The organism is Pseudomonas protegens (assembly GCF_013407925.2).
Lineage (GTDB): Bacteria > Pseudomonadota > Gammaproteobacteria > Pseudomonadales > Pseudomonadaceae > Aquipseudomonas > Aquipseudomonas fluorescens_AP.
On the sequence record NZ_CP060201.1, the window covers coordinates 777,362 to 803,521 of the forward strand.

Below are 26,160 nucleotides of genomic sequence, written 5' to 3' on the forward strand. Positions count from 1 at the left end.
GCCACAAGCGACTAAAGTGGTTCAGCCAGGGCAAGCGCCGACGGACGGACACCCGCCCCGCCAATGCCGCTGTCGCGACCTGATAACCATCACTCAAGGTCCTTCGCCGCCATGACCATGCTCTACGACGAACGCCTCGACGGCGCCCTGCCCGAGGTCGACCGCCAGGCCCTGATCCAGGCCCTGCGCCAGCAGCTTCCAGAGCTGGAACTGCTGGACCAGCAAGCGCAGCTCAAGCCCTACGAGTGCGATGGCCTCAGCGCCTATCGCAGCACGCCGATGCTGGTGGCCCTGCCCCGGCATCTGGACCAGGTGCAGCGCATCCTGCAGATCTGCCATGCGCACCGGGTGCCGGTGGTGGCCCGGGGCGCGGGGACCGGCCTGTCCGGCGGCGCCCTGCCCCTGGAGAAAGGCCTGCTGCTGGTGATGGCGCGCTTCAAGGACATCCTGCAGATCGACCCCGCCGCCCGTTGCGCCCGGCTCCAGCCCGGGGTGCGCAACCTGGCGATCTCCCAGGCCGCCGCGCCCTTCGGCCTGTACTACGCCCCCGACCCGTCTTCGCAGATCGCCTGTTCGATTGGCGGCAATGTCGCGGAAAACGCCGGCGGCGTGCACTGCCTGAAATACGGCCTGACCGTGCACAACCTGCTCAAGGTCGAGATGCTCAGCGTCGAGGGCCAGCCCCTGACCCTGGGCAGCGAGGCCCTGGACGCGCCGGGCTTCGACCTGCTGGCGCTGTTCACCGGCTCCGAAGGCCTGCTGGGGGTGATCACCGAAGTCACGGTCAAGCTGCTGCCCAAGCCGCAGATCGCCAAGGTGCTGCTGGCGGCCTTCGACTCGGTGGAAGCCGCCGGCCGCGCCGTGGCCGAGATCATTGCCGCGGGGATCATTCCCGGCGGCCTGGAGATGATGGACAACCTGGCGATCCGCGCCGCCGAGGACTTCATCCACGCCGGCTACCCGGTGGACGCCGCGGCCATCCTGCTGTGCGAGCTGGACGGCGTGGAAGCCGATGTCCACGACGACTGCGAGCGAGTGCGCCAGGTGCTGCAACGGGCCGGCGCCAGCCAGGTGCGCCTGGCCCGGGACGAGGCCGAGCGCGTGCGTTTCTGGGCCGGGCGCAAGAACGCCTTCCCGGCGGTGGGGCGCCTGGCGCCGGACTACTACTGCATGGACGGCACCATTCCCCGCCGCCAGCTGCCGGGGGTGCTGCGGGGCATCGCGCGCCTGGCCGAGGAACACCAGTTGCGGGTGGCCAATGTGTTCCATGCCGGCGACGGCAACATGCACCCGCTGATCCTGTTCGACGCCAACCAGCCCGGCGAGCTTGAGCGGGCCGAGGCCCTGGGCGGCAAGATCCTCGAACTGTGCGTGGCAGTGGGCGGCAGCATCACCGGCGAACACGGCGTGGGCCGAGAGAAAATCAACCAGATGTGCGCCCAGTTCAACCATCACGAGCTGAGCCTGTTCCACGCCATCAAGGCCGCCTTCGACCCCAGCGGCCTGCTCAACCCCGGGAAGAACATCCCGACCCTGCAGCGCTGCGCGGAGTTCGGCGCCATGCACGTCCACCACGGGCAACTGCCCTTCCCCGAACTGGAGCGGTTCTGATGAGCACGGACAGCGATTTCGATGCCGCAGAAGAGTTGCTGGAGCAGGTGCGCGACGCCTTGCAGAGCAACACCCCGCTGCGCATCCAGGGTTCCAACAGCAAGGCCTTTCTCGGCCGCGACTGCGCCGGGGAAATCCTCGACACCCGCAGCCATCGCGGCATCGTCAGCTACGACCCCACGGAGCTGGTGATCAGCGCCCGGGCCGGCACCCCGCTCGCCGAGTTGCACGCCACCCTGGACGCCGCCGGGCAGATGCTGCCCTGCGAACCGCCATCCTTCGGCGCCGGCGCCACCCTGGGCGGCATGCTCGCCTGCGGCTTGTCCGGGCCGCGTCGGCCCTGGGCCGGCGCGGTGCGCGATTTCGTCCTCGGCACCCGGATCATCAGCGGCAGCGGCCAGCACCTGCGCTTTGGCGGCGAGGTGATGAAGAACGTCGCCGGTTATGACCTGTCGCGGCTGATGGCCGGCAGCTACGGCTGCCTGGGGCTGATCACCGAAGTCTCGCTGAAGGTCCTGCCCAAGCCCCGGCAAAGCCTGAGCCTGAGCCTGGAAATGGACCGCCAGCGGGCCCTCGCGCAACTGGCCGAATGGGGCCAACAGCCCTTGCCCATCAGCGCCGCCTGCCATGACGGCGAGCGCCTGCACCTGCGCCTGGAGGGCGGTGAAGGCTCGGTGGCGGCGGCCCACGAACGCCTCGGCGGCGAGCCTCTGGATTCGGGCTACTGGGCCTTGCTCAACGAGCAGCAACTGGATTTTTTCAACCCCGGCCTGCCGCTGTGGCGCCTGTCACTGCCGCACAACACGCCGCTGCTGGCACTGCACGGCGAACAACTGCTGGACTGGGGCGGCGCCCAGCGCTGGCTGAAGAGCGATGCCACGGCGGCCGAGATCCGCGCCGCCGTCAGCGCCGTCGGCGGCCACGCCAGCTGCTACAGCCACGGCCTGCAGGACAGCCCGTTCCAGCCCCTGGCGCCGCCCCTGCTGCACTACCACCAACGGCTCAAGGCGCAGCTGGACCCGCAAGGGATCTTCAACCCCGGCCGACTCTACGCGGAGCTCTAGCCCATGCAGACCACCCTCAGCCCCGAGGCCCGGCAACTGCCCCGGGCCGCCGAAGCCGAGCGCATCTTGCGCAGTTGCGTGCACTGCGGTTTCTGCAACGCCACCTGCCCCACCTACCAGTTGCTGGGCGACGAGCTGGACGGCCCGCGGGGGCGCATCTACCTGATCAAGCAGGTGCTCGAAGGCGCCCCGGCCACCGCCCAGACCCAGCAGCACCTGGACCGCTGCCTGTCCTGCCGCAACTGCGAGAGCACCTGCCCGTCCGGGGTCGACTACCACAACCTGCTGGACATCGGCCGCGCCGTGGTCGATGCCGCCCTGCCCCGGCCCGCCGGCCAGCAACTGCTGCGCCGTGGCCTGCGAGCGCTGAGCGCCAACCCGCAACTGTTCAAGGCCCTGATCCACGGCGGCAGCCGCCTGCGCCCGCTGCTGCCCCAGGCCCTGCAGGACAAGCTGCCGCGCCAGGTGCCCAGCGCCAAGCCGCGCCCCGCCCCAGGCCATTCGCGGCGCGTGCTGTTGCTTGAAGGCTGCGTGCAGCCGGGGCTGTCGCCCAATACCAATGCCGCCACGGCGCGGGTTCTCGACCGCCTGGGCATCAGCGTGCAGCCGGTTGCCGAGGCCGGCTGCTGCGGCGCCGTGGACTATCACCTCGACGCCCAGGAAGCCGGCCTGCAACGGGCCCGGCGCAATATCGACGCCTGGTGGCCCCAGCTGCAACAGGGCGCCGAAGCCATCGTCCAGACCGCCAGCGGCTGCGGCGCCTTCATCAAGGATTACCAGCACCTGCTGGCCCACGACCCGGCCTACCGCGACAAGGCCCGGCAGGTCAGTGCCCTGGCCTGGGACCTGGTGGAAGTGCTGCGCGATGAACCCCTGGAGCAGCTCGGCGCCCACAGCAACCAGCGCCTGGCCTTCCACTGCCCTTGCACCCTGCAGCACGCGCAAAAGCTCGGCGGCGCCGTGGAAAGCCTGCTGCAACGCCTGGGCTTTCACCTCATCGCGGTGCCCGACAGCCACCTGTGCTGCGGCTCGGCGGGCACCTATTCACTGACCCAGCCGGCGCTGGCGCGGCAACTGCGGGACGACAAGTTGCGGGCCCTGGAAAGCGGCCAGCCGGACCTGATCGTCACCGCCAATATCGGCTGCCAGAACCACCTGGATGGCGCCGGCCGCACCCCGGTGCGGCACTGGATCGAAGTGCTGGAAGACGCGCTGCGCTAGGCGCCAAGCTGCAACAAGCTCCAAGCTTCAAGCTTGTGGCTTACGGCTTACAGCTTGCGGCTTGTGGCTTACGGCTTGCCGCTGATGGCTTCTGGCTCCGGTACATGAACAGCAGCGCCAGGGCCAGGCACAGCATCGCCAGCAGGCGGTTGGATGACAGCTCGATGGCCGGGTTGCCGAACCAGCCGAAGTTGTCGATCAGCATGCCCATGCCCAGTTGCCCGAGGATCACCGCCACCGTGGCCACCGCGGTGCCGACCCGGGGCACCGCGCCGACCATCACCAGCATGTAGACCACCCCGAACAGCGCGCCGCAAAGCTGCCACTTGGGCGCCTGGAGCAAGGTCATGGCCTGGGGTGGCTGGAAAAACACAATCAGCAGCCCGGTGATCAAGGCCCCCACGGCAAAGGTCAGCAGGCTGCTGCGCAGCACCCCGACGCTTTCTCCCAGGCGGCCATTGATCGCCGCCTGCACGCTGAGCACCGCACCGGCGCCCACTACCAGAACCAGCAATAGAATCAGGTTCATCTTCAACCTCGGGCCATCAGGATCAGGGCCACGACAATCAGTGTCAGGGCCAGCCAGCGTTCTGCATTGACCGGTTTGCGAGCACTGCCGAACCAGCCGTAATGGTCGATCAGCACGCTCTTGCCGACCTGCCCGGAAAGGATCGCGATCATGGTCATGGCAATGCCGATATGGGGCGTGGCCAGGGTCAGCACCACCACGTAGATAGGTCCCAGCACCCCGCCCAGCAGTTGCCAGCGTGGCAACTGGCTCAAGGCCGGGCCGGGCTGCGGGCCGCTGAACAACAGCAGCAGAAACAGCAACGCCGCGCCCACGCCGAAGATGCTCAGGGTGGCCCACAAGTGCCCGACCTGAGCGCCCAGCGGGCCGAGCAAGCCGGCCTCCACCGACAGGCCCATGCCGGCCAGGATCACCAGCGGCAAGAGCATCAGGCGCTGCCAGCCGGCGCGGGATTCAGTGACCGGCGCCAGGTTTGGCAACGCGGGTTCGACAACATCGGAAGACATGCAACACCTGCCTGAGATCAAGAAACGGCGGGCATTATCGATTGCACCTGCTTTGCGATAAATGCCAGCATGCCGACAACTCTTTTGCGTAAAACGCACAGCAGGACTCCCCCATGCAAGGCTTCAACGACCTCGGTTTCAAGGCCCTGCGCCTGTTCATCGCGGTGCTCGACCAAGGCAGCTTCTCGGCCGTGGCGCGCCGCGAGGGGCTGGCGCCCTCGTCCATCTCGCGGCAGATCCAGCTGATGGAGCAGGCCCTGGGCCAGCAGTTGCTCTATCGCCACACCCGCGCCGTCAGCCCCACCGAGGCCGGGCGCTTGCTGGGCCACCATGCGCGGCGGGTGCTGGCGCAATGGGAAGAAGCCGAACAGGCGCTGCAGGAACAGCAGGACGAACCGGCCGGGCTGGTGCGGATCAACGCCCCGGTGGTGTTCGGCCAGCGTCACCTGTCGCCCTGGCTTGGCGAACTGCTGGGCCGCTACCCCAAGTTGCAACTGGACATCCAGCAGACCGACAACTACATCGACCCCTTGCAGGATGGCACCGACCTGCTGTTTCGCATCGGCACCCTGGAAGATTCCTCGATGCAGGCGCGCCTGCTGGCCCCGCAGCGCTACCGGGTGGCGGCCAGCCCGGCCTACCTGGCCCGGCACGGCACACCGCACCACCCGGAGCAGCTGCAACAGCACCAGTGCCTGGCCTACAAGGGCGAAACCGGACAGCAGCGCTGGTTCTTCCGCCAGGGCCACCAGGACTGGACCTGCTACAGCGTCAAGGGCCCGCTGACCGGCAACCACGCCGACACCCTGACCCAGGCCGCCGAACAGGGCCTGGGGCTGGTGATGTTTCCTTCCTGGCTGATTGGCGAAGCCCTGCACCAGGGCCGACTGGTGGGCCTGTTCGAAGGCTTCGAAGTGGCCACCAGCCTCGAACCGCAGCAGATCGCCGCCCTGTGGCCCGGCAGCCGCCGGTTGTCAGTGAAAGTGCGCACCGTGATCGACTTCTTCGTCGAGAAATTCGGCCCCGAGCCGTACTGGGATCGCTAGCGCCACCGCCACCCGCCCGGTCACCGTAGGAGCTGGCTTGCCAGCGAAGGCGTCGGCAAGACCGGCGCAAGACTCAGCGGCCCCTTCGCCGGCAAGCCGGCGCCTACAGGAAGAGTTGGGCAATCAGCCAGGCGTTGGCGGCGCTGATAATGGCGAACAGGCTCCAGGCGAGGATCCGGGTCGGCCAGCGGTTGACGAATTCGCCCATCAGGCGCCGGTCGTTGGTCATGCGGATCAGCGGGTACAGGGCGAATGGCAGTTGCAGGCTGAGCACCACCTGGCTCAGCACCAGCAGTTGGCCCACGGCGCCGTCACCCAGTAGCCAGACGCCGATGAACGCCGGGATCAGGGCCAGCCCGCGGGTGATCAGGCGCCGTTGCCAGCAGGGAATCCGCAGGTTCAGGTAGCCCTCCATGATCACTTGCCCGGCGATGGTGCCGGTGAAGGTCGAGCTCTGCCCCGAGGCCAGCAGCGCCACGCCGAACAGCACGCTGGCCAGGGCTCCGCCCACCAGGGGGTCGAGCAGGTGGTAGGCGTCCTGGATTTCCACCACGTCGCTGTGGCCGGTGTTGTGGAAGGCCGCGGCGGCGAGGATCAGGATCGCCGCGTTCACCAGCAACGCCAGGGCCAGGGAGCCGATGGTGTCGATCCGCGCCAGCTTGATGGCGTCGGCGCGGCTGGCCCGGTCCTGGCCGATCAGCCGGGTCTGTACGACGGAGGTGTGCAGGTACAGGTTGTGCGGCATCACCGTGGCGCCGAGGATGCCGATCGCCAGGTACAGCGGCGCGGCATCGCTGATGGCCGCGAGCGATGGGGTGAAGCCCCGGGCCACGTCCGGCCAGTAGGGCTTGATCAGCAGCAGTTCAATGAAAAAACACACGCCGATGGTCGCCACCAGCGCCAGCATGATCGCCTCCAGCCGGCGAAAGCCGCGGTTCTGCAAGGCCAGCACCAGCAAGGTGTCGAAGGCGGTGATGACGATCCCGGTGCTCAGCGACACCCCCAGCAACAGGTGGAACGCCAGGGCGCAGCCCAGCACTTCGGCAAGATCGGTGGCGATGATCGACACCTCGGCCGCCAGCCACTGGGCCCGGGCCGAACGGCGGCTGTAGCGCTCCCGGCACAGTTGCGCCAGATCGCGCCCGGTGGCGATGCCCAGGCGCGAGCACAGGCATTGCACCGCCATCCCCGCCAGGCTCGCCAGCAGCACCACGAACAGCAGGCTGTAGCCATAGCGCGAGCCGGCTTCGATGGCCGTGGCCCAGTTGCCCGGGTCCATGTAGCCGATGGAGATCAGCAGCCCGGGCCCGGCAAAGCGCAGCAGGCGCTTGAACAACGAGGCACGGGGATCGACGGACACGGAACCCGCCACTTCCGGCGGACAAAAGGGCGCTGTGGCGATTTTCGGCAGGCTGAATTTCACGGGGGATTTCCACGACGGATTGGCGCAAGGGCCCAGCTTGGAGGTTTCAGCGCGGGCACCCAAGCCTGAATCTTGACCTTGAAGGCGCGTATGCTGCTGCCTTTACAGCGCCTGGCGGCCCCCGCCGCAGGCTTCGATACCGCGCCCAAGGTGGCCCCGTGAACAACCCTGCGACCACTCCCCGACCCGACAGCCTGCCGCCCTTCCTGCAACCCGGCGACCGGGTCCTGCTGTTCGATGGGGTGTGCAAGCTGTGCAATGCCTCGGTGCAGTTCGTGATCCGCCACGACAGCCAGCGGCGGATCAAGCTGGCGTCGATGCAATCGCCCCAGGGCCAGGCCCTGCTGAAGTGGTTCGGCCAGCCCAGCGAAGCGTTCGACACGGTGCTGCTGATCGAGGACCGGGGCCTGTCCCAGCGCTCCGAGGCGTTTATCCGCCTAATGGCACAACTGCCCGCACCCTGGCGCTGGCTGCGCCTGTTGCGCTGGATCCCGCGGCCGCTGCGGGACTGGGCCTACGACCGGATCGCCAGCAACCGCTACCGCTGGTTCGGCCGCCACCCGGTGTGCCTGCTGCCCAGCCCCGAGCATCGAGGGCGCTTTCTCGACGACCCGTCCTGAGATCCGGGTCGCGCCCGGTCAGTTGGGCTGGCGGCGGAAGAACAGGCTGACCTGCCCCAGCTCGAAGCCGAACTTGGTCATGTAGGAACGATTGGCCAGGGTGTTTTCGTCCAACAGAAACATCCAGTCGTCGAAGTGCACCTGGTAGGTCTTGCCGTCCACCGGCAGGTTGAGCACGTAGCGCCAGCGCAGGGCATTGCCGGACACTTCGCCCAGGGCCTCGCCGACCACATCGTCGGCGGTGCCGCGCCACAGGCCGGGCCCCGCCGGAACCAGGGTCCAGACCCGGGTCTGGCGGGTGCCGTCGCTGTAGGTGAAGTCCTCGTGCATGATGAATTTCTCGCCCTCGCTGCGGCTGTCGATCTGCACATGGAAGCGCTTGATCACCTCGCCGGAGCGCTTCTGGAACAGGCCCCAGGCCTCGACCCGGCCACTGAAGAACTGGCGCAGTTCCAGCTCGGGCTTCTGGTCACGGTATTGCTTGACGTCGAGGTCGCTGCACGCGACCAGGCCAAGGCACAGCAACAGCAAGTATTTCTTCAACATGCAACCTCTCCTGTGCTGCGCCCGCTATTGGCCCAGCAGTTGTGCGCGCAACTGCGGATTGCGGGTGCGCGGGTCGAGCCAGATGGCGAAAAACGCCCGGGCGAAAGCTTCGTCCTCGACCTTGTACTGCAAGCGCTGGTCGACAAAGAACTGCACCCCGTGCCCGGGCAGGAACACCCCGGTGATGCGCTGGCCCGGCTCGACATCGACGAAGGCGCGCTGCATCTGCGCCTGCCAGTCCTTGAGTTGCGCCGGGCTCACCGCGCTGCCGGACAGGCGCTGGATCTCGTCGAGGCTGGTCTGCACCAGATCGTCGCGGCTGATCGTGCGCCGGTAGGTCAGTTCCAGGGCGAAGGGGCTGTCGTCCGTCAGAGGCAACGCTCTGCCCCAGAGCCGCGCGTGGTAGACCTTGAAGCCGAACCAGCTGAACTCGCCGCTGCCCAGCAGCCGGGCATCGGGCAGCGAGGCCTGCCAGTCGGCGCTGGCCGTGGCGCTGAGCAGCACCAGCAGCAGCCACCAACACCGGGCCATCCCCACTCGCCGGATGCGCTTCATTCAAGGTTGCCTGCGCAACAGTTGGAGAAACTCCTGGCGGGTGCTGGCCGACTCGCGGAAGGCCCCCAGCATTACCGAGGTGTTCATCAGCGAGTTCTGCTTCTCGACCCCGCGCATCATCATGCACATGTGTCGCGCTTCGATGACCACCGCCACCCCGGCCGCCCGGGTCACTTCCTGGATCGCCTCGGCAATCTGCCGCGTGAGGTTCTCCTGGATCTGCAGGCGTCGCGCATACATGTCGACGATCCGCGCCACCTTGGACAGGCCCAGCACCTTGCCGGTGGGGATGTAAGCCACATGGGCCTGGCCGATGAAGGGCAGCAGATGGTGCTCGCACAGGGAGTACAACTCGATGTTCTGGACCATCACCATCTCGTCGCTGGTGGAGCTGAACAAGGCACCGTTGACCAGTTCTTCGAGGCTGGTTTCGTAACCATGACACAGGTAGCGCAAGGCCTTTGACGCTCGCTGCGGGGTGTCCCGCAGGCCTTCGCGTGAGGGGTCTTCACCCAGACCCTGGAGAATGCCGTGAAAGTGCTGCGAAAGAGGATCGTGCATGGCGCATGGGTTCCGAAAAGCTGGCGAGGCGGGCAATTCCTTGCACGTGCCAAGGAAAAAAAGAGCGCCGAGGTGGCCGACCGCACAACTGACCCAGCCCCGGTTCCACCCGGGCCTAACCTCGGAGCCCCAAAAGTGTGGAGAGCGACCGCCTGCCCCTGAAAGGATTGAGCAGGCATCGACACATTCCACCCTTAAAAACCTATACGACAATTTAAATTTTGTACAATTTTTATCGTTAAAAACCGGCTTAAACGCCTAAATACTTGTACAAAACCGCTTTTAATCGATTCAAAAGCTTTTCGCTGTACAAGAAAAAGCAGCAGCACAGCGCGCTCCCGGCCACCTTCCTGCCAGCACATACGCGCCAAATGCCCCGTTGGATGCTAGCGTGGCGCACCGTTTATCCACTGAGTGCGCCCATGCTGCTGTTAAAACTGCTGACGGTTCCCGGATTCCTCTGGCTGATCTCCCTGGCGAGCCGGTGCTGGGGCCCGAATGTCGCCGGCTGGCGGGCGGGGTTTCCGGTGGTGGTGGGACCGATCCTGCTGTTTCTGGCCCTGGAGCAAGGCACGGCCTTCGCCACCCAGGCGGCGGGGGCCGCCCTCTCGGCGTTGCTGGCGATGATCGCCTTCAGCGTCGCCTACACCCATGCCGCGCAGCGCCTTGCCTGGCCCGGGGCCCTGGCCGTCGCGACCCTGGTCTGGGCTGTGCTGGCCGGAGCCATTACCCGGATGCCGCCCTCGTTGGGCTTGTCCGTGGCCTGCGCCGCCGGCGGCCTGCTCCTGGCACCGCGCCTGTTTCCTCGGGTGGGCGACCTGCCCGCGGCCCCCGCGCCGCGTTCCGACAAACTGCCCTACCGGATGCTCGCCGGGGCCACGCTGACCCTGGCGGTGACCCTGCTGGCCAGCACCGTGGGCGAGCGCTGGAGCGGCATGCTCGCGGTGTTCCCGGTGCTCGGCAGCGTGCTGGCGGTGTTCTCCCACCAGAGTCACGGCGTGGCCTTCACCACCGTGCTGCTGCGCTCGCTGAGCACCGGCCTGTATTCCTTTGCGGCATTCTGCCTGGTACTGGCCGTGGCCTTGCCCAAACTGGGAATGCTGGCCTTTGCATTGGCAGTGGCGGTGTCGATGCTGGTGCTGGGCTTGAGCAAGCGGTTGTTGGCGCGAAATACCACCAACTGCGCTGCCAGGCAACGTCCATGAACCGCAAATAAACCGTCACAAAGCCTCGGCATTCAGAGACTGGCGCCGAACTCTGGCACTCATGCATCATGCATCGTCAGTCTTATGGAAGAGCGTGATGAGCAACATAGAAACCCCAAAGGCTTCATTGGCCTTGCGATCCTACTCTGGCCAGGTTGAGCTGCATGACCACGACTACCACCAGATCGTGCTGCCACAGTCAGGCGCCATGGAGATAGAAGTCGATGGCCGTGGCGGCAAAGTCGACTGGAGCCAGGGCGTGATCATCCCGGCAGGTTGCCCTCATACCTTTTCCGCCAGCACCGCCAACACTTTCCTGGTTCTTGACGTCCCGCTTTCATCACCCCGCACCCAAAAATTCGAAGCTGAAACCATCAAGAGGCTCAACGAAAAAAGCTTCTTTCCGGTCAGGCCGGAGATTCGTCACCTACTTGACTACGCCACACGCAGCGTTCCATTGCTGACCAGCTCACCTGAGGTGGCTCAATCCTGGAGTACCTTGTTGATGTCGTCCCTGGTCCAGCCCCACAGCCACACCCCTGACCACGGACAATTCACCCTGGCCAGGGCCCTGACCCATATCGAAAACAATCTGGACACTCACCTGACCGCCTCTGAAATAGCTCGAATCTCAGGCACCAGCGAACGACGCTTGTACATACTCTTCGAGCAACACCTGAAAACCACGCCGTTTGCCCATATCACGCGTCTGCGTCTGGACCTGGCCATGGACCTGCTGCGCGATACTCGACTGTCGATCAGCGAAGTTGCCCATCGAGTGGGTTACGCGGATCAGAGCGCCTTGAACCATGCGCTGAAGAAAAACCGCAACCTGACACCGGCATCGGCGCGAAGGTGCAGCAGAACCGGCTGAAAACGTGCAGCCTGGAACAAGTATTAGGCAGCACACGCCAATACCCGACCGACCGTCCTCCCTATGATCCCCGCTTCGAAATGCTTATCGGGCGGGACTCATGACCCAAGCAACGACGTCCAATAAAACGCTCTCGGCTCCAAGGTCTGCCGCCTCGGCAACCGCCATTGGGGTGATTGCTGTGTTTCTGTGGTCCTGCCTGGCCTTGCTCACCACGCTAACGTCAGGCATCCCGCCTTTCGAATTGCTGGCTTTGAGCTTTGCCGTGGCCTTTCTGGCCAGCCTGTTCATTCTCGGGCTGCGAGGTGCCGCGGGTTTTCAAGGCTGGCGCCAGCCATGGAAGGTGTGGGCCACAGGTTTCCTGGGAATCTTTGGCTATCACGCGCTGTATTTCTTCGCCCTCAAGGCCGCGCCCCCGGCCGAGGCCAGCCTGATTGCCTACCTCTGGCCACTGCTGATCGTCTTGCTGGCCGGTATCACGGGCGGTCAGTCACTGCGCCCACGACAACTGCTGGGAGCACTCCTGGGGCTCGCGGGCACGGCGTTCATCATGCAGCAACGCTCACAGTCAGGCGTGGCCAGCATGCCGATCGCCGGCTATACGGCGGCCTTGCTCTGCGCCTTGGTCTGGTCGGGCTACTCGGTGATCAATCGACGCTTGAGCAACGTTCCCAGCAGCATCATCGGGGCAATCTGCGGCCTGGTGGCGGTAGCTGGAGCGCTTTGTCACCTGGCATTCGAAACCACGGTTCAGCCTGACTACGGGCAATGGCTGGCGATCATCGGCCTCGGGCTGGGCCCGGTTGGCCTGGCGTTCTTTGCATGGGATCACGCGACCAAACACGGCAACCTGGCAAGTCTCGGCGCTCTTTCCTATCTGGCGCCGCTGTTTTCCACCCTGCTGCTGATTCTGGTCGGCCAGGCCCACGCCAACCCGATCCTGCTCATGCCGGCGTTACTCATCATCGCTGGAGCGGTGATCGCTACCTCACGCCAGGGCACCTCCGGGGCCTGAATCTCTGTACCAACAAGGAGTTCAAAAAATGCATCTGATTGCCTCCCAAGGGGCTGAGAGGCTCGATCGTACTGGCCCGCTTTTTTCGGTAGCCCCCACCAGAGCGACACTTCAGAATCTGGGTCTTCCCTCCAGAACGACCAGCCATAGCGCCACGCGCCGCCGCTCCCATGGCGAGGCCCCAAGAGTGCTGTTATTCGTTCCGCCCTACACGCGCTTGGTCGAACCGGCGCCGAAAGACAGCGCATTCACCCAAATCGGCATCGATACCTTTGAAGTGATGAAGCGTGCAGGCACTCCCATTGGCCTGCTGCGTATCGCCACAGTGGCCCGTCGCGCGGGGTATGACGTACAGATCATCGACGCCCCCTTCGCTGGCTGGGAACAGGAGTCCCCCCTGGTGCAAGTCGATCAGGGACACCTGCTGCGCTACGGCCTGAGCGATGAGCAGATGCGCACCATCATCGAGACTGCACAGCCCGACATCGTCGGCATCCAGTGCAACTACACCGTGCAATGGGGCAACGCTCGGGCGTTGGCGAATCTGGTCAAGTCCATTGATCCCAAACTGGTATTGGTGACTGGAGGCGCACACTCCAGCGGCGATTGGCAGAACGCGCTGCTGGACTCCGCATTTGATTTTGTCCTGATCAATGAAGCGGACCGAGCCTTCACCCTATTGCTCGACGCCTTAAGCCATGGCGACGGCAACATTCATGCAGTTCCAGGGGTTGCCTATCGTGGCCAGCAGGGACAACTGGTTCGCCCTTCGCGCAAATCCAACTACTTGAGCATTGTGCCTAGCCGCCAGGGTCTGGAGGAACGTCTCGGGGTCATGCCCTTGCCCGACTTCAGTTTCCTGGACATGAACCACTATCTGCAGCCCTATCACTCCTCCGGCGCTCGGGTACACAAACACGGCGCCTGGGCGCAGATTTTCTCCACCATCGGCTGCAATGTGAACTGCAACTTCTGCTACATCCCCAAGATCAACGGCCCATGGCGTGCCCTGGGACTGGATTGGTTCGACCTGCACCTGGCGGATCTGGTCAATCAGGGCGTGACCGAGGTACTGATTGAGGACGACCATCTGATGCACGATCCGCTGTATGCCATGGAAGTGGGACGCCTGCTGAAAAAGCACAATTTGCCCTGGGTCGAAGAAGATGGCCTGAGTCTGTTCAATCTAGTGCTGCTGCACAAAGGCGAGCGTTTCCTCGCTGAGCTGGATGATCAGGAACTGAAAAGTCCGCAGTACCGCAACGTCATCGCCGCGATCAAGGGCGGACTGACAGCCCGGCAGTTCATCCGCTCGATTGCCGAAAACGGCTGCTACAACATCTACCTTGCGGTGGAAAGCGCCAACGAGGAAAGCCTGATCAATTCCAACAAGTCGCGCTTCAATGCCATTCAGCAAGCCACCTTTGAACTCATCGAGATATTCACTGAGCACGGCATCCAGGTCACTGGCGGTTTCATGTTGGGCTTTGTCAACCCGCCCGCCATTGCGGGCGCCAAGCCGTTTATCGAAAGCCTGGAATTGATAGAAAGAACCACCGACTACGCGGTCAGCCTAATGGGTGCGGGAATGGCCTACGCCAACCCGTTTATCGTGACGCCCATTCCTGGCACCGCAATGTGGGATTACCAGCAGCAATATGTGGTGCGTCACTACGACAATGGCTGGTCCCATGAGAAAGCCACGATGGCAACCGAGTTCTGGAGCGCTGAGGACATCGAAAAGGCCAGGCTGGAACTTCTAGTCCGTGCCAATGGCGCAGATCGAGTCAAAGAGATGGTTCGGCGCGGCACTTGGCCCGTCAATACGTAACCGGCTCCCGGAGAAGTAGATGCCACTGTTCGGTGTCTTATAAACCTCAATAATCAAAACAGTTTGCAGTCATTGATCCACCACGAAAAATCCTTCTGGAGCCTTCTGTGACGACCGTGGGATGATGCGCCCCCTTGATCCCATGCCCGGAGATTGTGCATGTCATCCTTCGCTAGAAAAGCCCTGGTCCTGGTGTTCGCCGCAGTGGCGGGCTTTGGTGCGCTGAACGCGCTCGCGGCCGGCAAGTCCACGGCCAAGCAGGCGCCAGGGGAAAAGGTTTCGATGCTCGGCGGCAAGCTCGCCTTCACCCTGCCCAAGGGCTTCAGCGCCTCGGCCCTGCCGGCCGGCAGCGAGGCCGATGGCACCGCGGGCGCCAGCGGTACTCTGTATTCCAATGCCACCACCCGCACCGTGGTGATCGCCGCGCAGAACAGCATTCCCAATGCGGCTCAGGTCAAGGACAACGACAGCGCCTTTCTCGACGCCGCCGTCAGCAGCTTTCTCTCGCAACAGGCCGCCGCCCTGCCGGACTTCAGCAAGCAGAGTGAAAAGAGCATGACCCTCAAGGGCCTCGGGGTGCGGCAGATCGACAGCACCGCGACCCAGGGCGGCGGCCAGACCCTGAACTCGACCCTGATCGCCGGTTCCGGCTCGCGCATGGCGGTGGTCCAGGTGATTTCCCGCGCCGCCGACAAGGCCGGGCATGCGGCGCTGATGAAGCAGATCCTCGGTCAGTAAACCCTGCTTCGGCTCAGGGGTTGAGCCCCTGCAGCCAGGCCTTGAGGTCTTCGATCTCGGCTTCGCTGATGCTGTGCCCCAGCCCCGGGTAGGCATGGAACTGCGGTTGCAGCGCGGCTTCAAGCAGCAAGCGATGGGCCTGTACCCCGTCGCTGTAGGGCAGGCGCCGATCATCGGTGCCGTGGCCGATGAAGATGCCCAGGCGCTGCAGCTCCGGGCTGTTGTTCACCTGGGCCGCCAACAGCGGCAGGATCTTCCCGCTCAGGGCGGCAATGCCACGCACCGACTGCGGATGACGCAGCCCCACTTCATAGGCCATGACCGCACCCTGGCTGAACCCCACCAGCACCACCTTGTCCGGTTGGGTGTGGTACTTGGCCACCGCGGCGCGGACAAACTGGCCAATCAGCTCGGCGCTGCTGGCCAACTCCTCGGTAACGCCGTCATAGGCGCCCTGGCCCTTGCGCTGGAACCACTGGTAACTGCCCTCCTCCAGGGTCTGCGGTGCCCGGGCCGAAAGGTAGGTGTAGGACGCCGGCAGGCGCTCATGCAGGCCGAACAGATCGGCCTCGTTACTGCCGTAACCATGCAGGAAGATCACCAGCGGCTGGTTGCGGGTGTCGTCGGGGGCCTGCTCCAGGTAGCGCAGCGGCAGATCGTCGTGCAGCGTCGGCGCGGCGTGGGCCAGCGGCGCGGCCAATGCAACCAGTAGCGCCAGGTAGCGGATCATGTACGGCTCCTTGTGCCTGAGGGATGGTAGGAAAATCAGTGCAGGAGCCTAGCATCGCCGGGCCCGGTGGTTCATCTGGCGGGCAGCGCCAGCCCGCGCCAGGCCAGCGGCAACAGCAGCACCACCACCAGCCCAAACCCCACCTGAGACAGGTAGAAGGTTTCCAGCCACTGGCCGTGGGCTGCCACATAAAAGCTGTTGTGCACAACATCCAGCACGATGATCGCCAGGGTCAGCAGCAGGCCCCAGCGCGGACGCACGAACAACAGCAACGCCGCCAGAGGGTCGAACAGGGTCAGCGAGCCCCAGAAGGCCCGGCTGGCCAGCGGCGTGTCGACGCCGTAGCCATAGTCCCAGAGCAAGCCGTGGTCCAGCGCCGCGCGCAGGTGATTGAAAGTGGCCGCCAGCAGGCACAAGGCCAACAGCAGGCGGATGAACAGCGACACTCGGGACATGGACGCCTCTGCTGTAGGAGCCGGCTTGCCGGCGAAAGGCGCGCTGGCGGATCGAGGGCAACCGCACCAGGGCTGCCCATGGCCAGCCCCCATCCACCCTGGTGCGCTCCTGTCGTCGCGCTTCAGTCGTTGATCAGCTTGCCGGCGCGAATCGCCTCGCGGCCGGCCACCTTGGCCAGCCAGATGCCCGGCTGGGTGTAGCGCCCGCGGTCCAGGGCAAAGAGCACGCCGCTGGTGCCGGCCCGCACGGTGCTGACCCTGTCGTTCAGCGGGTCGACCACTTCGAACAAGGCATCGCCGCACTCGACCCACTCGCCGGCCTCGCGCAGAAAGCTGACCACGCCGTGGTGCGGGGCAAACAGGTATTCGGTGCCTTCGAAGGGCATGCCTTCGCAGCACTGCGCCGGCGCGGCGGGCCAGTCGCCGCTGATCAGGCCCTGCTCGGCGAGAAAGCCGAGGATGGCCTCGCTATTGGCCCGGGCCTGTTCGACCCGGGTGTCGCCCATGCTGCCCAGCTCCAGGGTGGTGGCCAGGTTTGCCGGGGGGATTGCCGCCCGGGGGAAATCCCGGGCCAGGCGCAGCCAGGGCGCGGAACAGGACTCGTCGAAGGAGCTGCCGCCGGAGTCTTCACAGAGCAGCGCCACCCCGGCCTTGAGCCGCGCCGCCAGGGGCTGCCACTGCGGCCAGTGCTGGGGCAAGGCATAGAGGTGGATCGCCGCTTCGAAATCGCAGTGCAGGTCCAGGGTGATGTCGGCGTCGCAGGCATGGCGCAGCAGCAAGCGGTGCAGGGCCTCCAGTTGCGAGGCCGGCGGCGGCAGTTCATCCAGCACCTGGACCATGGTGCGGCGGATCAAGGCGATATTGGCGGCGGCATCGCTGCCCAGCTGCTTGCCGATCAGGTCGCCCACCGGGCCACTGAGTTCGACGAAGGCGCGGTTGAAGTTCTTGCCGCTGCCCAGCTCGAAACGCCCCAGGTGGCTGCCCTGCACCTGCTGGTCCAGGCCGATGGGGTTGGCCACCGGCACCAGTTCGATCACCCCCTTGAGGCGGCCCTGGCGCTCCAGTTCGGCCAGACGCTGCTTGAGTTCCCAGGCGGTGCGCATGCCCGGCAATTCATCGGCGTGCAGGCTGGCCTGGATGTACACCTTGCGCGTGCCGCTACCAAAGCGGAACACGCTGAGCTGACGCTGAGTGCCCAGATGGCCCCAGGGCAGGGAATGATCGATGCGTTGCATGCTGGCTCCAGGGATCGAAAAAAGCGCGGTGCAGAATAAAACAGTGACGCAGAAAAAAGGTGGCGACCGAGTTGCGGCCGCCACCTTTTTTTACTGCATGTATCGAGCCCGACGGTTTACTCGCCGTAGACGTCGAAATCGAAGTACTTGTCCTGCACTTGCTTGTACTTGCCGTTGGCGCGGATCTCGGTAATGGCGGTGTTGAATTTCTCCGCCAGCTCCTTGTCGCCCTTGCGCACGGCAATGCCGGCACCGCCACCGAAGTATTTCGGATCGTTGTACTCGGGACCGACGAAGGCAAAGCCCTTGCCGGCGTCGGTTTTCAGGAAACCGTCATTGAGGTTGACCGAGTCGGCCAGCAGCGCGTCGATGCGACCGGAGACCATGTCCAGGTTGGCTTCCTGCTGGGAACCGTAGCGCACCAGGTCGATACCGGCCGGCACCAGCACTTCAGTGGCGAAGCGGTCGTGGGTACTGGCGCGCAGCACACCGACTTTCTTGCCCTTGAGCTCGGTCAGCGGGTCCTTGATGGCGGTGCCGGCCTTCATCACGAAGCGTGCTGGGGTGTGGTAGTACTTGATGGTGAAATCGACGTTCTTCTTGCGGTCGTCAGTGATGGTCATGGACGACAGGATGGCGTCGATCTTCTTCACCTTCAGCGCCGGGATCAGGCCGTCGAACTCCTGCTCGACCCAGGTGCACTTGACCTTCATCTGCTCGCACAGGGCATCGCCCAGGTCGACGTCGAAACCGGTGAGCTTGCCGTCGGGGGTCTTCATCGAGAACGGTGGGTAGCCGGCTTCGATACCGATGCGGATCGGCTTGGCCTCGTCGGCCGAAGCGGTGAAGGAAAACAGCGACAGTGCCAGGGCACCAAACAGCGCAAACTTGTTCATTTATAACTCCAGGAGACGGAGACTTTTATTGGCTGGTTTCGATTAGGGGCAAATCGAAGTGGCCAGCAGTCTAGAGCGGCTCCCGGGAAGCAAATTGTGTTGATGCGACAAATACTTATAAAAATCATAAAGCCGCGACGCTGCGCCCTCCCCCTCGCCCCGACGTGGTGCGTTTATCCCTGAGCAACCCGACGTTCGCCTCAGAACGGACCATGTTTACCGACATATCCTGCGCCAGCCGCAACCTGGGGCCGCCGCCAGCGCAGGTGCCCCTCAGCAGGCGCAGGACAGGTCCGGCCCCTCGCTGCGCGGTTGTCCGGTGCTGAGCCCAAAACCCTCATCGAGCCAGCCGGTGACACCGCCGATCATCTCCTTGACCGGGTATTCCAGGGCCGCCAGCTTGATCGCCGCCTTGTTCGCGCCGTTGCAGTGAGGGCCGGCGCAATACACCACGAACAGGGTGTCGCGGGGATAACCGGCCAGGTGTTCGGCGCTGAGCAAGCGCCCGGGCAGATTGATCGCCCCGGGTACATGGCCACGGGCAAAGGCCTCAGGGCCACGCACATCCACCAGGACAAAATCCACTTCACCGGCCTGCTGGCTGCTGTAGACGTCGGAACAGTCGGTTTCAAAGGTCAGGCGGTTGCAAAAATGCATCAGGGCAATGGCCGAAGGGGCGGCGGCAGTGCTGCGGACCAGGCTGGTCATGGGCGTCTCCAGAAACTCGCGATTAAGGTGGGAAGGACTTTATCGGCCCGGCCCCACCGCGTTAAAGTGGCGCCCCGGACAGCCACTGGTAACTTTCCGCCAAATGCATAATCCCCCCGGTCTGGTCGCGATCCTGGCTTACGACGGCCTGTGCACCTTCGAATTCGGCATCGCCGTGGAAATCTTCGGCCTGGCCCGGCCGGAGTTCGATTTTCCCTGGTATGAGCACTGCATCGTCGCCGTGGACCCGGGGCCGATGCACGCGGCGGGCGGTATCCGGATACTCGCCGATGGCGGCCTGGAACGGCTGGAGCAGGCCCGGACCATCATCATTCCCGGCTGGCGCAGCCGCGACCAGGCGCCGCCGCCCGAGCTGATGGCGGCCCTGCGCCGGGCCCACCATCGCGGCGCGCGGCTGCTGTCGATCTGCTCGGGGGTGTTCGCCCTGGCGGCCAGCGGCCTGCTCAACGGCCTGGGCGCCACCACCCACTGGCGCTACACCCAAGAACTGGCCGAGCGCTTCCCGGACATCCGCGTGGACCCGGACGTGCTCTATGTGGACGCCGGCCAACTGATCACGTCTGCCGGCAGCGCCGCCGGAATCGATGCCTGCCTGCACCTGGTGGCCCGGGACTTTGGCACCGGGGTGGCCAACAGCGTGGCCCGACGCCTGGTGATGTCACCCCAGCGTACCGGCGGCCAGGCCCAGTTCATTCCGGCGCCGGTCAGCCGCACCCCGCGCAGCGACCTGTCGCAGGTCATGCAATGGGCCAGGGAGCGCCTGCATCAGCCGCTGACGGTGAGCGACCTGGCGGCCCGGGCGCTGATGAGCGAACGTACCTTCTTGCGACGTTTCAGCGCCGCCACCGGCGCCACGCCCAAGGCCTGGCTGCAACATGAGCGACTGGCCCGGGCCCGGGAACTGCTGGAAAGTGGCAGCCAGACCACGGAAAGCATCGCCCTGCATTGCGGTTATCGTTCGGTGGAAAGTTTTCGCGTGGCCTTCCGCAGCCTCGTAGGCCTGCCGCCCTCGGCCTACCGCGAACGCTTCGGCCAAAAATCCCCCTCGTAGGAACCGGCTTGCCGGCGAAGCACCCGACGTTCATCCGGTGGTGTTCATCCCGGCCTCTTCGCGGGCAAGCCCGCTCCTACGGGAAAAGAGGGAGACCCCGCTGCCGGCGAAGAACACCACGCTTATCCGGTGGCGTCCATTCCGGCCCGTGTCTAAGGCTCCGGTTTGCGCAGAAGGTAGGTGTCCATGATCCAGCCATGCGTCTCGCGCGCCTGGCGACGGACCCGCTGGATCTCGTCGGCGACCTCGTCCAGGCGCCCGGCGATGAGGATCTCGTCCGCGGTGCCGAGGTAGGCGCCCCAGTAGATGTCCAGGTCCTGATGGCGCAACTGGCGGTAGGCGTCCTCGGCATCCAGCATCACCACCTGGCTGTCGGCATCACCGGCCTGCCCCGCCGCCAGACGGCGGCCGGTGGTGATTTCCACTGAGCGGCCGATGCGGTTGAGCGGCACTTTATGCTGTGCGGCCAGGGCCTGGACGCTGGTGATGCCGGGGATCACCTGATACTCGAACTGCGCCGCCCCACTGGCCAGGATCTGCTGCAGGATGCGCAGGGTGCTGTCATACAGCGCGGGATCGCCCCAGACCAGAAAGGCCCCGGTCTGCCCCGGCTGCATTTCCTGGTTGATCAGGCGTTCGAAGATCCGCTGCTTGTCACGGTTCAGCGCCTGGACGCTGGCCGGGTAATCCACGTCGCCTCGCTGACGCTCCGGGGTCTGCGCCTCGACGAAGCGATAAGGGCGCTCGGTGAGGTAGCGCTGGCACAGCTCGCGGCGCAGGTCGATCAGCGAATCCTTGCTCGGGCCCTTGTCCATCAGGAACACCAGATCGCAGCGGTTCAGCGCCTTGATCGCCTGGATGGTGATGAAATCGGGATTGCCGGCGCCGATGCCGATGACCAGGAGGGTTTTCATGGGGTCAGGTTCTCGCTGCTGTGCCTGGGGACAGTATGGGCGGCGCGACGCGCCCGACCAATGCGCCGCCGGCCCAGGGGCTCAGTCACGGCCGTCCAGTCGCAGGCGCCAGCGCCCGGCGTGGCTCAAATCCAGGCGGCCCAGGGGCTCGATGTCCAGCAGGTTGAAGCTGCTCAGGGGCGCCTGCAGCACCTGGAGCATGGCCGCGCGGATCACCATGGGATGGGTCACCGCCAGCCAGTGCCCGGGCTGCTGGGCCATCTGCTCCAGCCATTGGGCCACGCGCTGGCACAACTCGACCCGCGACTCTCCCCCCGGCGGCGCGCACTGCGGGTCTTCGAGCCAGGCCTGCAAGGCCTGGGGCTCTCGCGCTTGCAACTCGGCAAGCCGCAGCCCCTGCCAGGCGCCCACAGCGCAATCGCGCAAGGCCTCCTGCACCTGGGGCGCGGCGCTGAACAGCGCGGCCGTCTGCCGGGTGCGCCGCTCCGGCCCGCAGAGCACCCGCAGCCCGGGCTTGAAAGCCGCCGCCCGACTCAGGGCCTGGGCCTGCCAGTCCATTTCCAGGGCTTCGTCCAGGGGCAGGCGCGCCTGCTTCTGGGCAGCGGTACGGGCATGGCAGATCAGGGTCAGGCGGGTGGCCGGCAATGGGGCAATCTCGACAAAGGGCTATCAGGGGTGAGGCGCGGTTGTAGCACGATGGCCGAGGGAAAAAAACCGACGGCGAGCGCTGGAAAGCTCTCATAAAAATCAAGAACAAACTGCTTTCAAAAAGAGAATCAGCTTATAGGCCACCCAGGCACCTCCCTCTTATCCTCCAGCCCTCTTCCACGTTTCGACCCAACCAGGCACCTAAACAACCATGCACAGCGGTATGTGGGAGCTCATGTCTCTCGACCTGGCAGTCAACACTTCGCTGCTGCCGATCATCCTCTTGCAATACGTGGCCATGGTCGGGATCTTCAGCACCCTGCTGATGCTGCGCGAAGATGCCCAGCGCCTGATCAAATCCAAGAAAGTGCTGCTGGGGTTGATCCTCGGCACCAGCAACGTCGCGCTGATCGCCCTGGCCTCGCAGTTCATGCAAACCCCGGTGAAGGCGTTCCTGAGCAACGACATGCTGTTTCTTGCCGGTTTGCTGGGCGGCTGGTGGGGCGGCCTGGCCTGCCTGACACTGGTGGCGCTGGCACGTTTCTGGATCGCCGGGGCCGAGCTGTTTGCCGAAGCCCTGTTCAGTTTCAGCCTGATGACCCTGGGCGGCGTGCTGTTGCACCGCTGGTTCGAGTCGCGCGACCTGTGGTCCCTGCGCCTGAAGGATATGGCGCTGGTGGTGCTGGTGCGGATCGCCGCCGCCATCGCCCCGATGCAACTGATCGACTGGTTCGGCAGCATCGATTCCGCCATCAATGCCCAGTTGCTGTCACTGCGGATCAGTTCGACCCTGCTCTCGCTGCCGCTGATCATCCTGATCCTCGCCATGCTGCGCCGCGAAGCGCGCTACCAGCAGGCCCAGCAGCGTCTGCTGCAACAGGCCCTGACCGACTCGACCACGCAACTGCCCAATCGCCGGGCCCTGAACCTCTACCTGGAACAACTGCTGCAGCACAACGGCCCCAAGCTCGGGCGGCACACCCTGATCGTGATCAAGATCGGCAATCTCAAGGACCTGGTGGCCATCCATGGTCACGACTGGAGCGATCAATTGCTGATCGGCCTGGCGCAACAGTTCAGGGACGGGCCGGCCAGGCACGTCCTGCAGACCGCCAGCGAGCCCAGCCCCTTCATGTTCTCCGACCTCAGCATCGCCCTGGCCCTGCCCAACTGCGGGATCCGCCAGGTCGAGGAGTCGGCGCTGCTGACCTCCCTGCAAATGACCCTGCAGGCCAGCCTGCCCGGCGACGGCGGCCTGCCTCCCACCCTGCAGTACTGCGTGATCGATGCCTGCGCCGGCGGCAGCCCCACCGTCACCTTGCGCAATATCAGCCTGGCGCTGGAGGACAGCCGCCAGCCGGTGCGCTACCTGCACCAGTCGCTGATCGAGCAGGCCCAGAGCAACGAACGCATCCGCCAGCAGTTGCTGGAATGGGTGCGCACCCACAACCCGCCTCTGCACTACCAGCCGAAGTTCTGCCTGGAGCGGCGCACGGTCATCGGCGCCGAAGCCCTGCTGCGGGCCCGGGACGAACAGGGCGCGGCCATTTCTCCGTTGCTGATTCTCGACGTCATCCGCCACCACGACCTGCAGCACGCCTTCGAATGGTCGACCATCGAAGCGGTGATCCGCGATGCCCGGCGCTACATCGACGCCGGATTGACGGGACCGCTGGCGGTCAACGTTTCGGCCTCGACCCTGAGCGATGCCAACTTTGCCGTGCTGCTGATACAGCGCCTCAAGGAAAGCGGCCTGCCCGGCCACCGCCTGACCCTGGAACTGACCGAAAACACCCTGCTGCAGGACACCCGCCAAGCGGCCCACAACATGCTCCTGCTCAAGGATCATGGCGTGACCCTGTCCCTGGACGACTTCGGCACCGGCTATTCGGCGCTGAGCATCCTGGCCAAATACCCCTTTGCGGAAGTGAAGATCGACCACTCGATGATCTCGCTGCTGCACTACGAACGGATGCGCACCGCCGTGTCCATCGCCCAGGAAAGCGCCCGCCTGTACCAGGCGACACTGACCGCCGAAGGGGTCGAGACTCAGGAGCAGATCGATATTCTGCGGAGCATTGGCATTGGCTGTGCCCAGGGGTACTTCTTCTCGCCGGCGGTGCCTCTGGAGCAATTGATTGAATTGGGGGTTGGTTGTGAGGGCTTGCGGAGCGAAAGGCGGGGGGATTGATCGAGCTTTTCGGCTTTTTTTGGGGGGTACATATCCGTTGCTGCGGGTGCGGCTACTTAGGGTTTCGCTCTTACAGCGAGTTTGACGGGGTACATATCCATTTCTGCGGTCACGGCTGCTTATGGTTTCGCTCTTACAGCGACTCACTTTTGAAGAGCGCAAAAGTGAGCAAAACGCTCCTGCCCCTCCACTCGGTGCCTCGCCTAGGCTCGGCATGCCCTCACTCCGGCATTGATCCGTGGGCCGCCGCAATGGGCCATCCCTGGCCCAGTGCGGCTAACCCGGCGTCCTGCCGGGTTACCCACGGCTCAATGCCTGCGTTCGGCCATCGTGTCTAAAGGGGCAGGAAGATCAAAAGCCGGAGCAAGATCAACATCTGACGGCGGCCTGCCGGCCGGCCTTGTTTCATTAGTCCTTCACTGGGCGACGTTACTCTTGGGAGGGCTGAAGGTCCTGCGGACCTTTTCGCAGCTTCGCAGGCTCAGCAGCGGCTACAGAACGCACATACTCTGTAGCCGCTGCCGCAGGCTGCGCACGGCTCCGCAGGAGACGCTAAACCTGCCTCCCCGATATTCCTGACATATCGCGCCGCCTGGTTTTGCGAGCGCGAGCGCTCGTTCGCAGCCTTCGGCAGCGGCTACAAGGAGACTGCCTGCGCAGCTTGGCTTTTGATCTTGCTCTTGATCTTGATCTTGATCTTCAGGCCCCTTCCCAGCAGGCCGAGCGTAGGCGTTGCGTAGGGGGCAGCTCGGCATGGATGCCGAGCTAGCCGCCACCCGGCCATGGATGGCCGGTTGGCGGCGGGCCCCCGGAGCAATGCCGGAGCTCGGGCACCCCGAGCCCCAGCGAGGGGCCGTATGGAGGGGCAAGCCCTTTTGGTTACTTTTACGGCGTTTGGTAAAAGTGACTCGCCGTAAGGGCGAAACCGTAAGCAGCCGTTACCGCAGCAACGGATATGTACCCCGCCCCCCAACCCCAACCCCGCCCCCGCCCCATTTCAGGGCATTCCGATATCAACCAATTTTTCACTAGACATGTAGCGTCCATTACATAAATATCAATTTCGCCTTTTCATGAAACAAAACCGACATCACTGTCCAAGGCACCCGATGCCCTCTCTCAAAGACCTGATCACCGACTCGGCCCTCGACCTGACGCCCGCGGAACGCAAGGTGGTGCGCGCGCTGCTCGACCACTACCCGCGCAACGGCCTGGGACCGATGTCGCGCCTGGCGGAACACGCCGGGGTCAGTGATCCGACCATCGTGCGGCTGGTGAAAAAGCTCGGTTTCAGCGGCTACGGCGAATTCCAGGAAGCCTTGCTCAGCGACATGGACGATCGCCTGCGGTCCCCCAGCACCCTGCTCCGCCCCCGGGCGCAAGTGGCTCAGGGCGACACCTGGGGCCGCTACCTGGCGGACAGCCAGCGCGCGCTGCAGGACACCCAGGCCCTGACCCAGCCCGAAGACGTGCGCGTGCTCGTGGACTGGCTGCAGGACAACCGCCACGCGGTGTACTGCTTTGGCGGACGCTTCAGCAGTTTCCTCGCCCACTACCTGCTCAACCACCTGCGCCTGATGCGCCCCGGCTGCCTGTTGCTGGAAGACAATGCGCAGCTGCCGGACCGCCTGTTCGATATCCAGCGCCAGGACCTGGTGCTGCTGTTCGACTACCGCCGCTATCAGTCCCAGGCCCTGCGGGTGGCCAGCGCGGCCAAGGCGCGTCACGCCCGGGTCGTGCTGTTCACCGATATCTATGCCTCGCCGCTGCGGGAGCTGGCGGACTTGATCATCAGCGCCCCGGTGGAATCGCTGTCGCCCTTCGACACCCTGGTGCCGGCGCTGGCCCAGGTCGAGGCGCTGATCGCCTGCCTGACGCTGCGCAGCGCCCATCTTGGTCAACGCCTGGAGGGCATCGATGCCCTGCGGGCGCAATTCGATACCCATGTGCTGGAGGAAAAATAAGG

Annotated in this window: 26 protein-coding genes; 13 read left to right on the forward strand and 13 right to left on the reverse strand. The window is 64.9% G+C overall.

Annotation, left to right across the window (positions count from 1 at the left end):
• Positions 1 to 111: 111 nt before the first annotated feature.
• Genes glcD through glcF form a run of 3 tightly spaced genes read left to right on the forward strand, consistent with a single transcriptional unit; the run spans position 112 to position 3,896 of the window.
• On the forward strand, positions 112 to 1,611 hold the full coding sequence (gene glcD, locus GGI48_RS03565) for a glycolate oxidase subunit GlcD (RefSeq protein WP_016965496.1): 1,500 nt from the start codon (positions 112 to 114) through the stop codon (positions 1,609 to 1,611).
• Complete coding sequence (glcE, locus tag GGI48_RS03570) at positions 1,611 to 2,675, forward strand: glycolate oxidase subunit GlcE (protein WP_179597009.1); 1,065 nt, start codon at positions 1,611 to 1,613, stop codon at positions 2,673 to 2,675. Before glcD ends, glcE begins: the two co-directional genes overlap by 1 nt.
• Before the next feature lie 3 nt (positions 2,676 to 2,678).
• Positions 2,679 to 3,896 (forward strand): glycolate oxidase subunit GlcF, encoded by a 1,218-nt coding sequence (gene glcF / locus GGI48_RS03575; protein WP_179597011.1) that lies wholly within the window; start codon positions 2,679 to 2,681, stop codon positions 3,894 to 3,896.
• A 40-nt stretch (positions 3,897 to 3,936) separates the two neighbouring features.
• On the opposite strand, the gene GGI48_RS03580 is transcribed toward glcF, so the two are convergent.
• On the reverse strand, positions 3,937 to 4,425 hold the full coding sequence (locus tag GGI48_RS03580) for a DMT family transporter (RefSeq protein ID WP_179597012.1): 489 nt from the start codon (positions 4,423 to 4,425) through the stop codon (positions 3,937 to 3,939).
• A 2-nt stretch (positions 4,426 to 4,427) separates the two neighbouring features.
• Positions 4,428 to 4,853 (reverse strand): DMT family transporter, encoded by a 426-nt coding sequence (locus GGI48_RS03585; RefSeq protein WP_233172619.1) that lies wholly within the window; start codon positions 4,851 to 4,853, stop codon positions 4,428 to 4,430.
• Between the two features lie 191 nt (positions 4,854 to 5,044).
• Between GGI48_RS03585 and GGI48_RS03590 the strand changes: the two genes are divergently transcribed.
• A complete protein-coding gene (locus GGI48_RS03590; protein WP_047303426.1) occupies positions 5,045 to 5,977 on the forward strand; it encodes a LysR family transcriptional regulator in 933 nt (310 codons plus the stop codon).
• A gap of 103 nt (positions 5,978 to 6,080) precedes the next feature.
• On the opposite strand, the gene GGI48_RS03595 is transcribed toward GGI48_RS03590, so the two are convergent.
• Entirely contained in the window at positions 6,081 to 7,349 is a 1,269-nt protein-coding gene (locus GGI48_RS03595; protein WP_409565421.1) for an Nramp family divalent metal transporter, read from the reverse strand.
• A 209-nt stretch (positions 7,350 to 7,558) separates the two neighbouring features.
• On the opposite strand from GGI48_RS03595, the gene GGI48_RS03600 reads away from it, so the two are divergent.
• Positions 7,559 to 8,020: a thiol-disulfide oxidoreductase DCC family protein gene (locus GGI48_RS03600; protein WP_103740277.1), complete on the forward strand. Its 462-nt coding sequence runs from the start codon at positions 7,559 to 7,561 to the stop codon at positions 8,018 to 8,020.
• An 18-nt stretch (positions 8,021 to 8,038) separates the two neighbouring features.
• Here GGI48_RS03600 and GGI48_RS03605 read toward each other — a convergent pair whose 3' ends face one another.
• Genes GGI48_RS03605 through folE form a run of 3 tightly spaced genes read right to left on the reverse strand, consistent with a single transcriptional unit; the run spans position 8,039 to position 9,682 of the window.
• Positions 8,039 to 8,566 (reverse strand): DUF3833 domain-containing protein, encoded by a 528-nt coding sequence (locus GGI48_RS03605; RefSeq protein ID WP_047303420.1) that lies wholly within the window; start codon positions 8,564 to 8,566, stop codon positions 8,039 to 8,041.
• Between the two features lie 24 nt (positions 8,567 to 8,590).
• A complete protein-coding gene (locus GGI48_RS03610; RefSeq protein WP_016963770.1) occupies positions 8,591 to 9,121 on the reverse strand; it encodes a chalcone isomerase family protein in 531 nt (176 codons plus the stop codon).
• Positions 9,122 to 9,682 carry a GTP cyclohydrolase I FolE gene (gene folE / locus GGI48_RS03615; protein ID WP_016963769.1) on the reverse strand — a complete coding sequence of 187 codons (561 nt, stop codon included), beginning with the start codon at positions 9,680 to 9,682 and terminating at the stop codon, positions 9,122 to 9,124.
• A 422-nt stretch (positions 9,683 to 10,104) separates the two neighbouring features.
• On the opposite strand from folE, the gene GGI48_RS03620 reads away from it, so the two are divergent.
• The 5 genes from GGI48_RS03620 to GGI48_RS03640 all read left to right on the forward strand — a co-directional run bounded on the left by GGI48_RS03620 (position 10,105) and on the right by GGI48_RS03640 (position 15,345).
• Positions 10,105 to 10,887: a hypothetical protein gene (locus GGI48_RS03620; protein ID WP_179597014.1), complete on the forward strand. Its 783-nt coding sequence runs from the start codon at positions 10,105 to 10,107 to the stop codon at positions 10,885 to 10,887.
• Positions 10,888 to 10,984: 97 nt separating this feature from the next.
• Positions 10,985 to 11,761, forward strand: coding sequence for a helix-turn-helix domain-containing protein (locus GGI48_RS03625; RefSeq protein ID WP_047303412.1), 777 nt, complete (start codon positions 10,985 to 10,987; stop codon positions 11,759 to 11,761).
• Between the two features lie 100 nt (positions 11,762 to 11,861).
• A complete protein-coding gene (locus GGI48_RS03630) occupies positions 11,862 to 12,776 on the forward strand; it encodes a DMT family transporter (protein ID WP_047303410.1) in 915 nt (304 codons plus the stop codon).
• Between the two features lie 28 nt (positions 12,777 to 12,804).
• Complete coding sequence (locus tag GGI48_RS03635; protein WP_179597016.1) at positions 12,805 to 14,607, forward strand: B12-binding domain-containing radical SAM protein; 1,803 nt, start codon at positions 12,805 to 12,807, stop codon at positions 14,605 to 14,607.
• 159 nt (positions 14,608 to 14,766) lie between these two features.
• A complete protein-coding gene (locus GGI48_RS03640) occupies positions 14,767 to 15,345 on the forward strand; it encodes a hypothetical protein (protein ID WP_103740282.1) in 579 nt (192 codons plus the stop codon).
• 13 nt (positions 15,346 to 15,358) lie between these two features.
• On the opposite strand, the gene GGI48_RS03645 is transcribed toward GGI48_RS03640, so the two are convergent.
• From GGI48_RS03645 to GGI48_RS03665, 5 genes are all read right to left on the reverse strand, one after another.
• The gene (locus GGI48_RS03645) at positions 15,359 to 16,075 is read right to left on the reverse strand and encodes an alpha/beta hydrolase (protein ID WP_179597018.1); all 717 of its coding nucleotides are present in this window, start codon (positions 16,073 to 16,075) and stop codon (positions 15,359 to 15,361) included.
• A gap of 71 nt (positions 16,076 to 16,146) precedes the next feature.
• On the reverse strand, positions 16,147 to 16,530 hold the full coding sequence (locus GGI48_RS03650; protein ID WP_179597020.1) for a hypothetical protein: 384 nt from the start codon (positions 16,528 to 16,530) through the stop codon (positions 16,147 to 16,149).
• 122 nt (positions 16,531 to 16,652) lie between these two features.
• Positions 16,653 to 17,765 carry a succinylglutamate desuccinylase/aspartoacylase family protein gene (locus GGI48_RS03655; RefSeq protein ID WP_179597022.1) on the reverse strand — a complete coding sequence of 371 codons (1,113 nt, stop codon included), beginning with the start codon at positions 17,763 to 17,765 and terminating at the stop codon, positions 16,653 to 16,655.
• Between the two features lie 116 nt (positions 17,766 to 17,881).
• Positions 17,882 to 18,661, reverse strand: coding sequence for an ABC transporter substrate-binding protein (locus GGI48_RS03660; protein ID WP_016963750.1), 780 nt, complete (start codon positions 18,659 to 18,661; stop codon positions 17,882 to 17,884).
• A 273-nt stretch (positions 18,662 to 18,934) separates the two neighbouring features.
• The gene (locus GGI48_RS03665; RefSeq protein WP_179597024.1) at positions 18,935 to 19,369 is read right to left on the reverse strand and encodes a rhodanese-like domain-containing protein; all 435 of its coding nucleotides are present in this window, start codon (positions 19,367 to 19,369) and stop codon (positions 18,935 to 18,937) included.
• A gap of 103 nt (positions 19,370 to 19,472) precedes the next feature.
• On the opposite strand from GGI48_RS03665, the gene ftrA reads away from it, so the two are divergent.
• Positions 19,473 to 20,441 carry a transcriptional regulator FtrA gene (gene ftrA / locus GGI48_RS03670; RefSeq protein WP_179597026.1) on the forward strand — a complete coding sequence of 323 codons (969 nt, stop codon included), beginning with the start codon at positions 19,473 to 19,475 and terminating at the stop codon, positions 20,439 to 20,441.
• A 152-nt stretch (positions 20,442 to 20,593) separates the two neighbouring features.
• Here ftrA and cobF read toward each other — a convergent pair whose 3' ends face one another.
• Complete coding sequence (gene cobF / locus GGI48_RS03675) at positions 20,594 to 21,355, reverse strand: precorrin-6A synthase (deacetylating) (protein ID WP_179597028.1); 762 nt, start codon at positions 21,353 to 21,355, stop codon at positions 20,594 to 20,596.
• An 81-nt stretch (positions 21,356 to 21,436) separates the two neighbouring features.
• Positions 21,437 to 22,000: a histidine phosphatase family protein gene (locus GGI48_RS03680; RefSeq protein WP_179597030.1), complete on the reverse strand. Its 564-nt coding sequence runs from the start codon at positions 21,998 to 22,000 to the stop codon at positions 21,437 to 21,439.
• A 238-nt stretch (positions 22,001 to 22,238) separates the two neighbouring features.
• Here GGI48_RS03680 and GGI48_RS03685 point away from each other — a divergent pair, with 238 nt between their 5' ends.
• Positions 22,239 to 24,194: a GGDEF domain-containing phosphodiesterase gene (locus tag GGI48_RS03685; RefSeq protein ID WP_179597032.1), complete on the forward strand. Its 1,956-nt coding sequence runs from the start codon at positions 22,239 to 22,241 to the stop codon at positions 24,192 to 24,194.
• 1,109 nt (positions 24,195 to 25,303) lie between these two features.
• On the forward strand, positions 25,304 to 26,158 hold the full coding sequence (locus GGI48_RS03690) for a MurR/RpiR family transcriptional regulator (protein WP_179597034.1): 855 nt from the start codon (positions 25,304 to 25,306) through the stop codon (positions 26,156 to 26,158).
• Positions 26,159 to 26,160 lie beyond the last annotated feature (2 nt).

Coding starts and splice junctions, on each gene's coding strand:
- GGI48_RS03685 (WP_179597032.1), top strand. CDS start 22,239: ATGTCTCTCGACCTGGCAGTCAACACTTCGCTGCTGCCGATCATCCTC.
- GGI48_RS03665 (WP_179597024.1), bottom strand. CDS start 19,369: ATGACCAGCCTGGTCCGCAGCACTGCCGCCGCCCCTTCGGCCATTGCC.
- glcD (WP_016965496.1), top strand. CDS start 112: ATGACCATGCTCTACGACGAACGCCTCGACGGCGCCCTGCCCGAGGTC.
- GGI48_RS03605 (WP_047303420.1), bottom strand. CDS start 8,566: ATGTTGAAGAAATACTTGCTGTTGCTGTGCCTTGGCCTGGTCGCGTGC.
- GGI48_RS03580 (WP_179597012.1), bottom strand. CDS start 4,425: ATGAACCTGATTCTATTGCTGGTTCTGGTAGTGGGCGCCGGTGCGGTG.
- ftrA (WP_179597026.1), top strand. CDS start 19,473: ATGCATAATCCCCCCGGTCTGGTCGCGATCCTGGCTTACGACGGCCTG.
- glcE (WP_179597009.1), top strand. CDS start 1,611: ATGAGCACGGACAGCGATTTCGATGCCGCAGAAGAGTTGCTGGAGCAG.
- GGI48_RS03610 (WP_016963770.1), bottom strand. CDS start 9,121: ATGAAGCGCATCCGGCGAGTGGGGATGGCCCGGTGTTGGTGGCTGCTG.
- folE (WP_016963769.1), bottom strand. CDS start 9,682: ATGCACGATCCTCTTTCGCAGCACTTTCACGGCATTCTCCAGGGTCTG.
- GGI48_RS03620 (WP_179597014.1), top strand. CDS start 10,105: ATGCTGCTGTTAAAACTGCTGACGGTTCCCGGATTCCTCTGGCTGATC.
- GGI48_RS03655 (WP_179597022.1), bottom strand. CDS start 17,765: ATGCAACGCATCGATCATTCCCTGCCCTGGGGCCATCTGGGCACTCAG.
- GGI48_RS03625 (WP_047303412.1), top strand. CDS start 10,985: ATGAGCAACATAGAAACCCCAAAGGCTTCATTGGCCTTGCGATCCTAC.
- GGI48_RS03640 (WP_103740282.1), top strand. CDS start 14,767: ATGTCATCCTTCGCTAGAAAAGCCCTGGTCCTGGTGTTCGCCGCAGTG.
- glcF (WP_179597011.1), top strand. CDS start 2,679: ATGCAGACCACCCTCAGCCCCGAGGCCCGGCAACTGCCCCGGGCCGCC.
- GGI48_RS03635 (WP_179597016.1), top strand. CDS start 12,805: ATGCATCTGATTGCCTCCCAAGGGGCTGAGAGGCTCGATCGTACTGGC.
- GGI48_RS03590 (WP_047303426.1), top strand. CDS start 5,045: ATGCAAGGCTTCAACGACCTCGGTTTCAAGGCCCTGCGCCTGTTCATC.
- GGI48_RS03630 (WP_047303410.1), top strand. CDS start 11,862: ATGACCCAAGCAACGACGTCCAATAAAACGCTCTCGGCTCCAAGGTCT.
- cobF (WP_179597028.1), bottom strand. CDS start 21,355: ATGAAAACCCTCCTGGTCATCGGCATCGGCGCCGGCAATCCCGATTTC.
- GGI48_RS03645 (WP_179597018.1), bottom strand. CDS start 16,075: ATGATCCGCTACCTGGCGCTACTGGTTGCATTGGCCGCGCCGCTGGCC.
- GGI48_RS03585 (WP_233172619.1), bottom strand. CDS start 4,853: ATGCTCTTGCCGCTGGTGATCCTGGCCGGCATGGGCCTGTCGGTGGAG.
- GGI48_RS03690 (WP_179597034.1), top strand. CDS start 25,304: ATGCCCTCTCTCAAAGACCTGATCACCGACTCGGCCCTCGACCTGACG.
- GGI48_RS03650 (WP_179597020.1), bottom strand. CDS start 16,530: ATGTCCCGAGTGTCGCTGTTCATCCGCCTGCTGTTGGCCTTGTGCCTG.
- GGI48_RS03660 (WP_016963750.1), bottom strand. CDS start 18,661: ATGAACAAGTTTGCGCTGTTTGGTGCCCTGGCACTGTCGCTGTTTTCC.